The sequence below is a fragment of the Streptomyces curacoi genome (assembly GCF_001513975.1).
Lineage (GTDB): Bacteria > Actinomycetota > Actinomycetes > Streptomycetales > Streptomycetaceae > Streptomyces > Streptomyces curacoi.
In genome coordinates, this window is the sequence record NZ_KQ947989.1 from 188,917 (window position 1) to 203,100 (window position 14,184).

Consider the following 14,184-nt stretch of genomic DNA (forward strand, 5'->3'; position numbering starts at 1 on the left):
CTCCTTCGCCGACCGTGCACTTCCGCAGGAGCGCCACGCGTGCCTTTCGCCGCTTCTTCCACTGTTCCACGGTGGGCGCACTGTTCCACGGTGGGCGCCGGACCGGCCGAACCGCGGAGGTCAGTCGCCCCGGTACAGGGCGGTGAGCAGTTCGATCGCCGCCTGGGCGGCGGGATGCGGGTCGTCGCGCCACCAGGCCAGCCGTACGGCGATGGGTTCCGCGTCCCGCACCGGCCGGTAGACCACGCCGGGCCGCGGGTACTGGTGGGCGGTGGCCTCGGCGGTGACCCCGATGCAGCGGCCCGTGGAGATCACGGTCAGCCAGTCGTCGACGTCGTGCGTCGCCTCGGTCGCCGGGCGGGAGTCCGGCGGCCACAGATCGGTGGTCGTGGTGCCGGTACGGCGGTCGACGAGCAGGGTACGGGCGCTGAGGTCGGCCAGCCGGACCGAGCGGCGCCGGGCCAGCGGATCGTCCGCGGCCACGGCGCACAGCCGCCGCTCCAGTCCGACGATGGCGGAGTCGAAGCGGCGGTCGTCCACCGGCCGGCGTACGACGGACAGCTCGCAGGCTCCCTCCGCGAGGCCCGCGGTCGCGGAGTTGACGCGGACGAGTTGCAGGTCGGTCCCGGGATGGGCGGCGGTCCAGCGGCGCTGGAAGGCCGGGGTGTGCCGGCCGAGCGCCGCCCAGGCGTAGCCCATCCGCAGCCGGGCCGCTCCGGACGTAGCCTCCCGGACCAGGTCGTCGACCTCGCCGAGCACCCGACGGGCGTGCGCCAGGACGCGCAGCCCGGTGCCCGTCGGGGTCACCTCGCGGGAGGTCCGGCGCAACAGCCGTACGCCCAGGGCGCGTTCGAGCGAGGCGAGCGAGCGGGACACGGCGGCCTGGGAGACGCCGAGGGCGATCGCGGCGTCGGTGAAACTGCCCTCGTCGACGATCGCGACCAGACAGCGCAACTGCCTCAACTCCACATCCATGAGCCAAGCGTATAGATGGCCCGTCGGCTGCATTTTGCGCAAAGATCGAGGGGCCGCACGATCAGCGCATGCGCGACCGAACCGCAGCCGCACCCACACCCGCACCCGCACCGACCCCTGCCCCTGCCCCTGGTGCCCCCGCCTCCGTACCCGGAGCCCCGTCGCCGCGGGCCCCGAAGCCGGCCGGCGCGGGCCTCGCCGGTGTGGCCGCGATGATCGGCAGTGGCCTGTCCAACCAGACCGGTGCCGCGATCGGCTCCCTCGCCTTCCCCGTCCTCGGCCCGGTCGGGGTCGTCGCGGTACGCCAGTACGTCGCCGCCCTCGTCCTGCTGACCGTGGGTCGGCCCCGGCTGCGGACGTTCACGTGGGGTCAGTGGTGGCCGGTGGCCTTGCTGGCCGTGGTGTTCGGCACCATGAACCTGTCGCTGTACAGCGCCGTCGAGCGGCTGGGGCTGGGCCTGGCGGTGACCCTGGAGTTCCTGGGGCCGCTCACCCTCGCCCTGGCCACCTCGCGCCGGCGCACGGACGCGTGCTGCGCGGTGATCGCCGCGGCGGGCGTCGTCGTCCTGATGCGGCCCCAGCCCTCCGCCGACTACCCGGGCATGGCCCTGGGCCTCCTGGCCGCCGCCTGCTGGGCGTCGTACATCCTGCTCAACCGCACGGTCGGCCGACGTATCCCCGGAGCCCAGGGCGCGGCGGCCGCCGCCGGGCTGTCCGCCCTGATGTTTCTGCCGATCGGCCTCGCCGTGGCTGTCCGGCACCCTCCGACGGCGGGCGCGCTCGGCTGTGCGATCGCCGCCGGCGTCCTCTCCTCGGCCGTCCCTTACCTGGCGGACCTGTTCACCCTGCGCCATGTACCGGCCCGGGCCTTCGGCCTGTTCATGAGCGTCAACCCGGTCCTGGCCGCCCTGGTCGGCTGGATCGGCCTCGGCCAGGGGCTCGGCCCGACGGAGTGGGCGAGCATCGGGGCCATCGTCGCCGCCAACGCGCTGAGCATTCTCACGTCACGGAGCTGATGGCGGGTCATACGGCGGGTACGGCACCGCGGAAGTCACGCCCGCGCTGCCGTACTCCGCGAGCCGGGCCGGCCCGCCCCGTTCAGTGAGTCTTCGCCATCTTCGAACATGAAGGTCGCAGGCTCTGGCGTGGCGCTCGCTCGGGATACTCATGCTGATCTCGGGCGGGGGTCTGTGGTCTTGATCATCCGTCATGTCATCGCTCTCAAGGCCGTCACATTTGGGTCATAGAACCCAACCCGGCCAGCCGGGTTGTCAATGTCAAACAGCCGCTCGCGGCGGCGCGGGCCGAAGGGCACATCGACCCCCAGCGTCATCTCCCGGTGCGGTACGCTCTCGCGGCCCACGGCCGGCGACGGCGTCCGCGAGGGTCGCAGCCAGGTCTCCGTCGTATGTAGTGTGCGGAAATGACAAGAAGCGAGCGGCTCGCGGACCAGTTGGACCGGCACTGGCACAAGAACCTGCGGCCGCGGCTGCACGGTCTTGCCGATGAGGAGTACTTCTGGGAGCCGGTGCGCGGCTGCTGGAGCATCCGCCCACGTGGCACGTCGGCCGCACCGATGTCGGCAGGTTCGGGGGAATGGACGATGGACTCCGCGTCTCCTGACCCGGCGCCGGCGCCGGCGCCGGTGACCACGATTGCCTGGCGGCTGGCGCACATCATCGTCTCCTGCCTGGGCTATCGGGTCGGATGGCACTTCGGCGGCCAGGACGTCGACTCCCGGACATTCGCCTACGCGGGGACCGCTGACGAGGCGCTGAAACAGCTCGATGAGATGTACGGGAGATGGAACGCGGGGGTCCGCGAACTCTCGGACGCCGACCTGGAGAATCCGCCCACGGTGGGTCCCGAGCGGTTTCCCATGGAGGGCATCGTCCTGCACGTCAACAGGGAGCTGATCCATCACGGCGCCGAGATTTCCCTGCTGCGCGACCTCTACCGATGGCAGGACGGAGCCGTACCGCGCCGAATATGACTTTCCGGTAACCGGCGATCGAGCTTCGGAAACTTTCATGGACTCCGTGACGCTCCGTGGCTGCGAGCTTCAGTGCACGTGGGGTCCGCCGGTCAGTTGCGGCCTGCCGCGCGGGACCAGCCCGACGGCCACGGCCGCGCTGACCCCGGCCGCCACCGCGCACACGGTGAAGGCGTCGGTGAAGCCGCCGACCGTGCCGCGCTCGAAGCCGGAGGCGGCGACGGTGGAGACGACCGCCACGCCGATCGAACCGCCCACCTCGTGGAAGGTGTTGACGACACCGGACGCCAGCCCCGCCTCCCGGTGCCCGACCATGGCGAGCGCCGTGGTGGTGGCGGTGACGAAGGCCGCGCCGAGGCCGAGTGAGGCGACCACGAAGCCCGGCAGGAGGCCGCCGTACACACTGCCGGTGTCGGACAGCCGGGTCAGCGGCACGGTTCCGGCGGCGGCCACCGCCATCGCGGCGACGGCCGTCGTACGGCTCCCGACGGTGCCGACCAGCCGGGAGCCCAGGTGGGCACCGACGCCGGTGGCGACGGCCACGGGCAGGAACACCAACCCGGTCTTCAAGGGGCTGAAGCCACGGATGTGCTGGAGGTAGGCCGAGCCGAGGAAGAAGTGGGCGATCAGCAGCGCGGTCGCCACCAGCATCAGGAACGCTCCGGCGAGCACCGGACGCCGGGTGAACATGCGCAGGTCCATCAGCGGGGCCCGGCTCGCCCGCTCGACCAGGGCGAACAGTGCGTAGGCCACGACCGCGCCGGCCAGCGACGCCAGCGTGGCGGGATCCGCCCACCCGGAGTCGCCCGCCGCCACGAGCCCGTAGATCAGCGCGCCGGTGCCCGCGGTCACCAGCAGCGCACCGGGCACGTCGAGCCGGGCGGGCCGAGGCGCGCGGGCCGCCACGAACGCCGGGACGGCGGCGAGGACGAGGAGACCGACCGGCACGTTGACGTAGAAGACCCACTGCCAGCCGGGCCCGTCGGTGAGCGCGCCGCCGATCAGCACCCCGGCCGCGGCGCCGGACCCGCCGATCGCCGCCCACACGCCGAGTGCCTTGGTGCGCTCCTGGCCGTGGAAGGTGGTCGTGACGATCGACAGCGCGGCGGGCGAAAGCAGGGCGGCGGCGACGCCCTGGGCGATACGTCCGCCCAGCAGGGCCGGGGCGCCGGCGGCCAGGCCGGCGACCAGCGACGCGGCGGTGAACAGGGACAGTCCGGCGAGCAGGGTGCGGCGCGCTCCGAGGGCGTCGGCGAGGCGCCCGCCGAGGAGCATGAGGCCGCCGAAGCAGAGGGTGTACGCGGTGACGACCCAGGTCAGGGTCGCGCGGCCGAGGTCGAGGTCGGCGGCCATGTCGGGCAGGGCGACGTTCACCACGGTGACATCGAGGATCAGCATGAACTGGGCGAGGCAGACCAGCGCCAGCGCCGCCCAGCGGCGGGGGTCGGGGCGCTGGTGATGGTGCTCCGGCGCAGGGGCCGGGTGGGTTTCCGGGTGGGTCACGGCGAGTCCTTAGGGGTGAGGGGCGGGGCGGGAGTCCGCTGGGCGGGACGAGTGGATGAGGGCTGGGTGCACTGTCACCTGGCCACGCATTTGAACTGCACTGTGCAGTTCATCTGAACTCAACTGTACAGTTCAGGTCCCTGCTAGGCTCTCCCCGTGACCATGGAAGGTGTGAAGCAGCCCCCGAGCGGCCCCCGTGCCCAGCTCAAGCGGCAGGCCATCGTCCGGGCGGCCCGCGAGCTGTTTCTGCGGGAGGGCTTCGGCGTCGGCATGGACGCCATCGCCGCCGAGGCCGGCGTGTCCAAAGTGACCGTCTACAACCACTTCGGCAGCAAGGAAGCCCTCTTCACCGCGGTCATCACCGGAGCCCTGGACGAACCCCTCGCCGCGGACGCGTCAGCCGCGCTGGAGAAGCTGGCGGAGGCCGAGGACCTGCGGGCGGCCCTCCTCTACGCGGCCCGCACCTGGGTCCGCTCGGTACGCGCCAACGACGACGTCACCGCCCTGCGCAACCTCGTGGCCGCCGAGTCCCACCGGTTCCCGGAGCTGGGCCGGGCCTGGCGGCACCACGGACCGGAGGGCCACCACCCCGCCGTGGCGAACGCGCTGCGCACCCTCGCGGAGCAGGGCCGGCTGGTCGTCCCCGACCTGGAGGCGGCCATCATCCAGCTCTACGCCCTGCTGGTCTTCCCCCACATGGTCTTCGCCTCCTACGGCACCCACATCGACGACGACCTCACCGACCGGCTCATCACCCAGGGCGTCGACATGTTCCTGAGCCACTACGGCCCCCCGGACGACGTGACCTCCTAACGCCCCGACGAGCGAGTGGACCGCGCGAGTCGAAAGCAGCCGAACATCTCTTAACGCATGCGTACCGCACGGTGACGGCGTGACAGGCGTGACGGATTACTGGTGACAGGCGGGACTGTCCGGTGCCCCCGAGTGGCTGGAAGGCTCGGCGTCACGCCGTCGAGGGGGTTCGCGCATGGACAAGCGGTACGAGGTGTACGCGCTCGCCGACAGACACTTCTACGAGACACCGGACCGGCTGTCGGCCGGTACGGACGCCTCCCCGGCCCGAGGCGGGACCGCTCCCCTGTACGAGCCGGCCCGCCGCCCGGCACCCGACGGCTGGCACGCGGCGAGGATCGGCGACTGGCTCACGCTGACCCCGGTCGACGAGGACGGCCGGCCGCGCTCCGGACCGACCCAGGGCTGGAAGATCCACTGTTCGGCCACCCGGGAGAACGCCGAGCGGATCGCGGCGGCCGTGTGGGACTACTGCGTGCCCCGGCTCATCCCGTTCAAGTTCGTGCCGGGCCCGCACCTGCTGCACCTGCGCAACGCCAAGTACGCGGCGCGCGACAGCAGCGGCAAGTTCGTGACGATCTACCCGTCCGACGAGGAGCAACTTCAGCTCGTCTTATGCGAGTTAGGGGAAATCCTGGCCGGCCTGGAGGGGCCGTACATCCTCACCGACCTGCGCTGGAACGACGGGCCGCTGTATGTCCGGTACGGCGCCTTCGCGCGCTCCTTCGTCGTCGACGAGCGCGGCACGCTCGTCCCGGCGGTCCGCGACGGCGAGGGCAGGCTGGTGCCGGACCGGCGGCAGCCGGCCTTCCAGGTCCCCGAGTGGGTGAGTCTGCCCGCGTTCCTCAAGCCGCAGCTCGCGGCGCGGAACACGACGACGGTCGGCGACCTGCCGTACCGCATCGAGAAGGCGCTGCACTTCTCCAACGGCGGCGGGGTCTACCAGGGCACCGACACCCGCACCGGCCGCAAGGTCGTCCTCAAGGAGGGGCGTCCGCACGCGGGGCTCGCCGCGGACGGGGCCGACGCCATCGCCCGGCTGAAGCGGGAGAAGGACGCCCTGGAACGGCTGGCGGGCCTGGGTGTCGTGCCCGAGGTGCGGGACTGGTTCACGCTCGGCGACCACCGCTTCCTCGTCATGGACTTCGTCGAGGGCCGCCCGCTGAACTCGTTCTTCGCCGAGCGGCACCCGCTGCTCGCACCCGATCCCGAGCCGGGCGCGGTCGCCGCGTACACGGCGTGGGCGCTGCGCGTGCACCGGGCCGTCGAGGAGGCGGTCGAGAAGGTGCACGAGCGCGGGATCGTCTTCAACGACCTGCATGTCTTCAACATCATGGTCGCGCCCGACGAACAATCCGTGTTCCTGCTGGACTTCGAGGCGGCGGCACCGGCCGAGGAGCGGGGCCGGCAGATCGTCGCCCATCCCGGCTTCCTCGCGCCACCGGACCGTACGGGCGCCGACGTCGACCAGTACGCGCTCGCCTGTCTGCGGCTGGCGTTGTTCCTGCCGGTGACCTCGCTGCTGGTGGTGGACCGCGCCAAGGCGGCACATCTGGCCGAGGTGATCACGAGTCAGTTCCCGGATGTGCCGCGGGAGTTCCTCGACCGGGCGGTGGCGGAGATCACCCGCGACGCCGGTCCGGGCCAGGGCGCGCCGACCCGCACCGAGGGCGGCGGGGCGGGCCGGCCCGGGCTTCCTCACTCCGTGGCGATGTCGTCGTTCGCCTCGCTCGCGGAGCCGGGCGACTGGCCGTACAGCCGTGACTCCATGGTCAAGGCGATCCTCGCCTCGGCCACGCCCGAACGCGACGACCGCCTGTTCCCTGGCGACGTGGCGCAGTTCTCGGACGGCGGCGGGCTGGGGCTCGCGTACGGCGCCGCGGGCGTCCTCTACGCGCTCGCCGAGACCGGGGCCGAGCGGTACGACGAGGGCGAGCGCTGGCTGCTCGACCACACCGACCCGGTACCGCTCGGAACCCCGCTGGGCCTCTACGACGGACTCGCGGGCGTCGCGTACGTCCTGGACCGGCTCGGGCACCGGCAGCGGGCGCTGGACCTGGTCGAGCAGATCCTGAGCGAGAAGTGGCAGAAGCTGTCCTCCGACCTGCACGGCGGACTGGCCGGGCTCGGGCTCGTCCTGGGACACCTGGCGGGCACGACCGGCGAGACCGGGCTGCGCGAACAGGCGGCCGAGACCACGCGCCTGCTCGTCCGGCGGCTCGCCGAGCCCCGGCCCGAGGCGCCCCGCCGCCGCGCCGGACTTCTCCGGGGAGCGAGCGGGCCCGCGCTCTTCCTCCTGCGGCAGTACGAGGCGACCGGCGACCCCGCCCTGCTGGACGCGGCGGGAGAGGCGCTGCGGCAGGACCTGGAGTGCTGTGTCGTGCAGGCGGACGGCGCTCTCGCGGTCGACGAGGGGTGGCGCACCATGCCGTACCTCGGGGACGGCAGCGTGGGCGTCGGGATGGTGATCGACGACTACCTGGCGCTCCGGGATCCCAGCGCGTCCCACGCCCTCGATCCCGCGCTCGGCCCTACTCTCGATCCCGCCTTCGAAACCGCCTTCGATCCCGCCTTCGATCCCGCCTTCGAACAGGCCCGCGCCGGCATCCTCACCGCCGCCACCTACCGCTTCTACGCGCAGGCCGGGCTCTTCCAGGGCCGCGCCGGAATGATCCTGCACCTCGGCCGCACGGGTGCGCCCCGGGCGCGGCTCGCCGAACAGATCGCGGGACTCGGCTGGTACGCCATGCCGTACCAGGGCCAACTGGCCTTCCCCGGCCACCACATGATGCGGCTCTCCATGGACCTCGGTACCGGAACGGCCGGTTGCCTGCTGGCGCTCGGCGCGACCCTCGCCGCCGAAGACTCCACCGCGGCCCAGCTGCCGTTCCTGCCGCCGCCCCGACGGCGGCCCACAGACGCGGCTCCGTGACCTGACGGAGTCGTGACGCAACACTCCCGTCCCCATTGAAGGATCAAGAAGGGAATCGACATGGCACTGCTCGACCTGCAGACGATGGAAGCCGACGAGCTGACGGGCGCCCCCAGCTCCCTCAGCGTGCTGTCCTGCGTCAGTGCGGCAAGCATCACCCTCTGCCTCTGAGCGACTTCGTCGTATCGAGGCTCACGGCCCCGGACGGTCCCTCCCGTACCGGGAGGGGCCGCTCGGGGCCTTCCCGCATGCGTGACCGATGCGAGGTGGCATGACCACGCCTGTTCCGGCGGACTGCGCCCCCGCGCTGCTGCGCGCGGCCACCCGCCACAGCGGCGCCCGCTGTGCGGCCCTGGCCCTGGCCGCCCTGGCCGCCACGGGCGCGAACCTCCTGCTGCCCGCAGCACTCGGGCGCGCCCTCGACCTGCTGCTGGCCGGCGCCGCGGACGCGACACGCTGGGTGCTGTGGTGTGCCGCTCTCGTGCTGCTGCTCGCCGTCCTGGACGCGTTCGACACCGTGCTCGACGGCACCACGACCGCCCGGACCACGGCGTGGCTGCGCAGGCGGCTGACGGGCCATGTGCTGGCGGTGGGGCCGCGCGCGGTGGGCCGCTTCGGTTCCGGGGATCTGGTGGCGCGGATCGTCGGCATCGCGGCGCAGGCCGGGACGGCGCCCGCCACCCTGGCCGCCCTGTTCGCGGGGCTGGCCGGTCCGGTCGGCGCGGTGGTGGCGCTCGGGCTGATCAGCCCCTGGCCGGCCGCGGTGCTCCTCGGCGGGGCGCCGGTGCTGGCCCTGTCACTGCGGGTCCTCGCCCGGGACTCCTCGGGGTGCGCGGAGCGCTACCAGCAGGTCCAGGGGCGGATGGCGAGTGCCCTGTCCGAGGCGATCGAAGGCCACCGTACGATCGCCGCCGCCGGGACGGCGGACCGGACGGTGGCGCGCATCCTGCGTCCGCTGCCCGAACTCTCCCGCGCGGGTCACCGCATGTGGCGGGTCCAGGGCCGCGCCGCCGCACAGGCGGCCGCCGTGGCACCGCTGCTCCAGGTGGGAGTGCTGGCGGTGGCGGGCTTCCTGCTCGCCCGACAGCGCCTGACCGTGGGCGAGTTGCTCGCCGCCTCCCGGTACGCCGTGCTGGCCGCGGGCATCGGCGTACTGGTCGGGCAGCTGTCCGGCCTGGTGCAGGCGCGGACGGCGGCCCGACGTCTCGACGAGGTCCTGGCCGAACCCGCCGCCTCCTACGGCGTACGCCATCTCCCGCCCGGGGATGGAGAGTTGGAGCTGCGCGGCATCACCGTCCGGCGCGGCGGGCGCACGGTACTGGACGGCGTCGACCTCGTCGTTCCGGCGGGGACCACACTGGCCGTGGTCGGCCGCTCAGGGACGGGCAAGTCGCTGCTCGCCGCCGTCGCCGGCCGGCTGACGGACCCGGACGAGGGTGAAGTACGGCTCGACGGAGTCCCCCTGACCGAGCTGGACCGCGGCGCACTGCGCCGGGCGATCGCCTACGCCTTCGAACGCCCCGCGCTGCTCGGCGAGTCGGTCGAGGACACGATCGCCTTCGGTGTCCCCCGCCCCGACCGGGCCCGCGTCCGTGAGGCCGCTCTGGCCGCCCGCGCCGACGCGTTCGTCCGCCGTCTCCCCGACGGGTACGCCACCCCCGTCGCCGATGCCCCCCTGTCGGGCGGCGAGGCCCAACGGCTCGGCCTCGCCCGGGCGTTCGCCCGCGACAGCCGGGTCCTCATTCTCGACGACGCCCTGTCCAGCCTCGACACGATCACCGAGCAGCACATCACCGAGGCCCTCCTCCACCACACCGCGAGCCGCACCCGTCTGCTGGTCGCCCACCGCGCCTCGACGGCGTCCCGCGCGGACGCCGTGGCGTGGCTGGACGGAGGCCAGGTGCGGGCGGTGGGCCCGCACTCCGAGCTGTGGCAACTGGCGGGCTACCGCGAGGTGTTCGGGGCGCGCCCCGAGGGCGTTGCCCGAGCACGGTCGTACGGCGGAGGGGGCTGATGCGCGGGTCCGGTGTGCACCGACGAGGGCTGCGGTTCGTGCGGCGGCGGTGGCGGGTCGTCGTACGCCTCGTCCTGTGGTCGGCGCTGGAGACCGCGCAGGCCTTTCTCCTGGGGTACGCCCTGGCCCGCGCCCTCGACGACGGGTTCCTGGCCGGCCGCACCGACGTCGGGCTCGGCTGGCTCGGGGCGGGGGCGGGCGCCGTGCTCGTGGGGGCGTACGGGACGGGCCGGGTCTACGCGGGTGTCGCCGGGCTGGTCGAGCCGTTGCGGGACCGGCTGGTGCGCGGGGTGGTCGAGCGGGGGGTGCGGGAGGCGGACGGCGGGGCGCTGTCGGGGTTCACCCAGCAGGTGGAGATCGCCCGGGACACCTTCGCGGGGCTGGTGTTGGTCTCCCGCTCGTTCGTGTTCACCGCCGCCGGGGCGCTGATCGGACTGTTCTCGCTCGCGCCGCCGCTGCTGCTCGTGGTCGCTCCGCCGCTCGCCGCCGGGGTGGCTCTGTTCGCGGCGGCCCTGCGGCCACTGGCCCGCAGGCAGGAGCGGTTCCTCGTCGCGGACGAGGCCCTCGCCGCCCACCTGGACACCGTCTGCCCGGGGTTGCGGGACATCACGGCGGGCGGCGCGGAGGAGCGGATCGCCACGGCGACGGACGCCCGCGTGGATGCCGAGTTCCGAGCGGCGCGCTCGCTGGCCCGTTGGAGCGTCCTGCGGGTGGCCTCTCTCGCGATCGGCGGACAGTTCCCGATCGTGCTGCTCCTCGCCACCGCGCCCTGGCTCCTGGACCACGGGGTCACTCCGGGCGCCCTCGTCGGTGCCCTCGCCTACGTCACCCAGTCCCTGCTGCCCGCGCTGCAGAACCTGGTGCACGGCCTGGGCGCGAGCGGCTCGCGACTCGCAGTCGTACTGCGGCGACTGGCACCGCCCGAGGAGGGGGGCGAGACGAAGGCGGCAGCACCGGAGGTGCCGGGCGGCACGGAGAAAGCAGCATCCGAGGCGCCCGGCGACACGGTGAAGGCAGCATCCGAGGAGCTGGGCGGCACAAAGGCGACAGGACCCGAGGATCGGCACGGCTCAAAAGCGACGGCGCCCTCCTCCGCCACCCCCGACGCCCTCACCCTCACCTCCCTCACTTTCGCCTATGGCCCCACCAGCGCTCCCGTCATCGAGGACCTCACCGTCCGCGTCGCCCAGGGCACCCACCTCGCCGTCGTGGGCCCCAGCGGCATCGGCAAGTCCACCCTCACCGCTGTCGTCGCGGGCCTCCTGGACCCCCGGCACGGCACGGTCCACTTGTGTGGGCACCCGGTACCCGGCGACACAGCCCGGGCACACCGGGTCCTCATTCCGCAGGAGGCGTACGTCTTCAGGGGATCCCTGGCCGAGAACGTCGGCGATCTGCGGCCGAAACCCATACCGGAACGCGAACTTCGCGCCGCCGCGGACGCCGTGGGACTCACCGCTCTGATGGAACGGCTCGGCGGCCCCGAGGCCGAGGTCGACCCGGGCGCGCTGTCCGCCGGGGAGCGGCAGCTCATCGCGCTGACCCGGGCGTATCTGTCGTACGCGCCCGTCGTCCTGCTCGACGAGGCGACCTGTCACCTCGACGCGGAGGCGGAGGAGCGCGCGGAGCGTGCCTTCGTCGAGCGCCCCGGCACCACCCTGGTCGTGGTCGCCCACCGGGTCGGCTCGGCGCGGCGGGCGGACCGGGTGCTGGTCATGGACGGCCGGCGCGTTGCGTACGGGCACCACGACGACCTGCTGGAACGCTCACCGCTCTACCGCGAACTGGTCCTCGGCACCCGGGAGCCCGCCGGGCAGCAGCCGCTACAGCCAGCCCTCCCCCTGCGAGATACGGATGGCGTCGATTCTGTTGCGGGCGCCGGTCTTGCGGGTGATGGCCGCCATGTAGTTGCGCACGGTCCCGTGGGACAGGTGCAGGCTCCCGGCGATCTCCGCCACCGACGCACCCTCGGCGGCCAGTGACAGCACGCTCAACTCACGTCTGGTCAGCGGCATCTGGGCGGCCTTGAGAAAGCCGAAGCCCAGGGAGTCGTCGACAAAACGTTTTCCCTGGGCGACCTCGCGTATCGCGGACACCAGCCGCTCGGGCGCGCCCTCCTTGTCCACAAAGCCCAGGGCCCCGGCCTCCGCCGCCCGTTTCAGCAGTCCCGGCCTGCTCGCCTGGGCCAGCACCAGTAATCGCGGCGCGGGGCCGGCCGCGCCGCGCACGCACAGGTCGGCGACGGGTGGGATGCCGTACGCGTCCGCGCAGTCCAGGTCGGCCGCGCAGACGTCGGGCCGGATCGACCTGACCCGCTTGCCAGCGCCGCGCCACGAGCAGTCGTCCACCTTCAACTCCGGTTCCCCGCGGAGCCACTCCGCCAGGACCGACCGCACCAGACACGCGTCGTGCACGAGAAGTACCCGGATCACATCGCCCCCTCCAGCCTCACGTTTGCCGGTTGCTCCGTCTTCGCGCGTGCCCATTGTTCGCGGCTGCCACCGCCACCGGCCGCGAAGATCCGGCCAACGGGGTGCGCGGGGGCGCACAGCAGCGCCCGAGCGCAACCGAACGCCCCAACTGAGGGGGCATGTCTTCGGGCGGAGGGGGTACCGAGGACGACTCACAGACGGTGAGCAAAACGAGAATTTATGAACACAAAGAGCAAAAATCCTGCACCTGTTGAAGCTTCCGAACTTCGCTTAGGCTGTCCGCCGTTTCGTGAAGCCGCGCACGGCGCGCGGGCGGGGGGACCCGCACGGACGATTGGGTAGTCAGTGCTTCTTAGAACCTTCGGCTGGTCCTTCGGCGTCACCGCCGCGGGACTCGCCTTGGCCGCCGTCCTCTGGGGGTGGGAGGGCTTCGCCGTGGTGGCGATCCTGAGCATCCTGGAGATCTCGCTGTCCTTCGACAACGCGGTCGTGAACGCGGGCGTGCTGAAGAAGATGAACGCCTTCTGGCAGAAGATCTTCCTCACCATCGGCATTCTCGTCGCCGTGTTCGGCATGCGTCTGGTCTTCCCGGTCGTGATCGTCGCCGTCACCGCCCAGCTCGGGCCCATCGAGGCCGTACGGCTGGCGATCGACGACGCCGACCGGTACCAGCAGCTGGTCACCGACGCACACCCCGCCATCGCGGCCTTCGGCGGGATGTTCCTGCTGATGATCTTCCTCGACTTCATCTTCGAGGAGCGCGACCACACCTGGCTGGGCCCGCTGGAGCGACCGCTGGCCAGGCTGGGCCGCGTCGACGGGCTGTCGGTGTGCATCGCGCTGATCGCCCTGCTGGTCACCGCGACCACCATCGCCACGCAGGCCGCACAGCACGGCGGCGCGCACGTCGACAAGTCGGCAACGGTACTGCTGTCCGGCGTCGCCGGCCTGGTCACGTACCTCATCGTCGGGGGTCTGTCGGGACACTTCGAGAACAAGCTCGAAGAAGAGGAGGAGAAGGAGCACGAGGCCGAGGAGGAGGCCCGCAAGGCCGGCAAGCAGCCCTCGGTGGTCGCGCTCGCGGGCAAGGCCGCGTTCTTCATGTTCCTCTACCTGGAGGTGCTGGACGCGTCCTTCTCCTTCGACGGTGTCATCGGCGCCTTCGCCATCACCAACGACATCTTCTGGATGGCGCTCGGCCTCGGCATCGGCGCGATGTACGTCCGGTCCCTGACGGTCTACCTCGTCCGGCAGGGGACCTTGGACGACTACGTCTACCTGGAGCACGGCGCGCACTACGCCATCGGCGCCCTGGCCGTGCTGCTGCTCGTCAGCATCAGGTGGCACATCAACGAGGTCGTCACCGGCCTCATCGGCGTGGCCCTGATCGCCGCCTCCTTCTGGTCCTCGGTGCGCCGCAACCGCGCGCTGGCGACGGCCGAGCAGGAGTCCGGCGAGAAGTCCGAGGTGATGTCGGGAGTCTGACGCCCCGACACCCCTGAAACAGCACCTGTGGTCGTGA

The 14,184-nt window shown here is 72.4% G+C and carries 10 protein-coding genes and 1 pseudogene; 8 read left to right on the top strand and 3 right to left on the bottom strand.

Going from position 1 to position 14,184, the window contains the following annotated elements; translation table 11 throughout:
• Positions 1 to 120: 120 nt before the first annotated feature.
• On the bottom strand, positions 121 to 975 hold the full coding sequence (locus AQI70_RS21080; protein ID WP_062152383.1) for a LysR family transcriptional regulator: 855 nt from the start codon (positions 973 to 975) through the stop codon (positions 121 to 123).
• 68 nt (positions 976 to 1,043) lie between these two features.
• Here AQI70_RS21080 and AQI70_RS21085 point away from each other — a divergent pair, with 68 nt between their 5' ends.
• Both AQI70_RS21085 and AQI70_RS21090 read left to right on the top strand, forming a co-directional pair.
• Positions 1,044 to 1,991 carry an EamA family transporter gene (locus AQI70_RS21085; RefSeq protein ID WP_244181761.1) on the top strand — a complete coding sequence of 316 codons (948 nt, stop codon included), beginning with the start codon at positions 1,044 to 1,046 and terminating at the stop codon, positions 1,989 to 1,991.
• A gap of 407 nt (positions 1,992 to 2,398) precedes the next feature.
• Positions 2,399 to 2,968, top strand: a complete 570-nt coding sequence (locus AQI70_RS21090; protein ID WP_062152387.1) for a DinB family protein — start codon at positions 2,399 to 2,401, stop codon at positions 2,966 to 2,968.
• A 69-nt stretch (positions 2,969 to 3,037) separates the two neighbouring features.
• On the opposite strand, the gene AQI70_RS21095 is transcribed toward AQI70_RS21090, so the two are convergent.
• Complete coding sequence (locus tag AQI70_RS21095) at positions 3,038 to 4,471, bottom strand: MFS transporter (protein WP_062152388.1); 1,434 nt, start codon at positions 4,469 to 4,471, stop codon at positions 3,038 to 3,040.
• A gap of 162 nt (positions 4,472 to 4,633) precedes the next feature.
• Here AQI70_RS21095 and AQI70_RS21100 point away from each other — a divergent pair, with 162 nt between their 5' ends.
• From AQI70_RS21100 to AQI70_RS21120, 5 genes are all read left to right on the top strand, one after another.
• Positions 4,634 to 5,284: a TetR/AcrR family transcriptional regulator gene (locus tag AQI70_RS21100; RefSeq protein WP_062152391.1), complete on the top strand. Its 651-nt coding sequence runs from the start codon at positions 4,634 to 4,636 to the stop codon at positions 5,282 to 5,284.
• Between the two features lie 175 nt (positions 5,285 to 5,459).
• Positions 5,460 to 8,216, top strand: a complete 2,757-nt coding sequence (lanKC, locus tag AQI70_RS21105; protein WP_062152393.1) for a class III lanthionine synthetase LanKC — start codon at positions 5,460 to 5,462, stop codon at positions 8,214 to 8,216.
• A gap of 60 nt (positions 8,217 to 8,276) precedes the next feature.
• Positions 8,277 to 8,387 carry a SapB/AmfS family lanthipeptide gene (locus tag AQI70_RS21110; RefSeq protein WP_004003840.1) on the top strand — a complete coding sequence of 37 codons (111 nt, stop codon included), beginning with the start codon at positions 8,277 to 8,279 and terminating at the stop codon, positions 8,385 to 8,387.
• Between the two features lie 100 nt (positions 8,388 to 8,487).
• The gene (locus AQI70_RS21115) at positions 8,488 to 10,230 is read left to right on the top strand and encodes an ABC transporter ATP-binding protein (protein ID WP_062152395.1); all 1,743 of its coding nucleotides are present in this window, start codon (positions 8,488 to 8,490) and stop codon (positions 10,228 to 10,230) included.
• The gene (locus AQI70_RS21120; RefSeq protein WP_062152397.1) at positions 10,230 to 12,212 is read left to right on the top strand and encodes an ATP-binding cassette domain-containing protein; all 1,983 of its coding nucleotides are present in this window, start codon (positions 10,230 to 10,232) and stop codon (positions 12,210 to 12,212) included. The genes AQI70_RS21115 and AQI70_RS21120 overlap by 1 nt, the downstream gene beginning before the upstream one ends.
• On the opposite strand, the pseudogene AQI70_RS40255 reads toward AQI70_RS21120, so the two are convergent.
• A pseudogene (locus tag AQI70_RS40255) lies at positions 12,138 to 12,716 on the bottom strand (LuxR C-terminal-related transcriptional regulator); the annotation flags it as partial. The gene AQI70_RS21120 and the pseudogene AQI70_RS40255 sit on opposite strands and share 75 nt — an antisense overlap.
• A 291-nt stretch (positions 12,717 to 13,007) precedes the next feature.
• On the opposite strand from AQI70_RS40255, the gene AQI70_RS21125 reads away from it, so the two are divergent.
• Positions 13,008 to 14,147, top strand: a complete 1,140-nt coding sequence (locus AQI70_RS21125; RefSeq protein ID WP_062152399.1) for a DUF475 domain-containing protein — start codon at positions 13,008 to 13,010, stop codon at positions 14,145 to 14,147.
• The last annotated feature ends 37 nt before the right edge of the window (positions 14,148 to 14,184 follow it).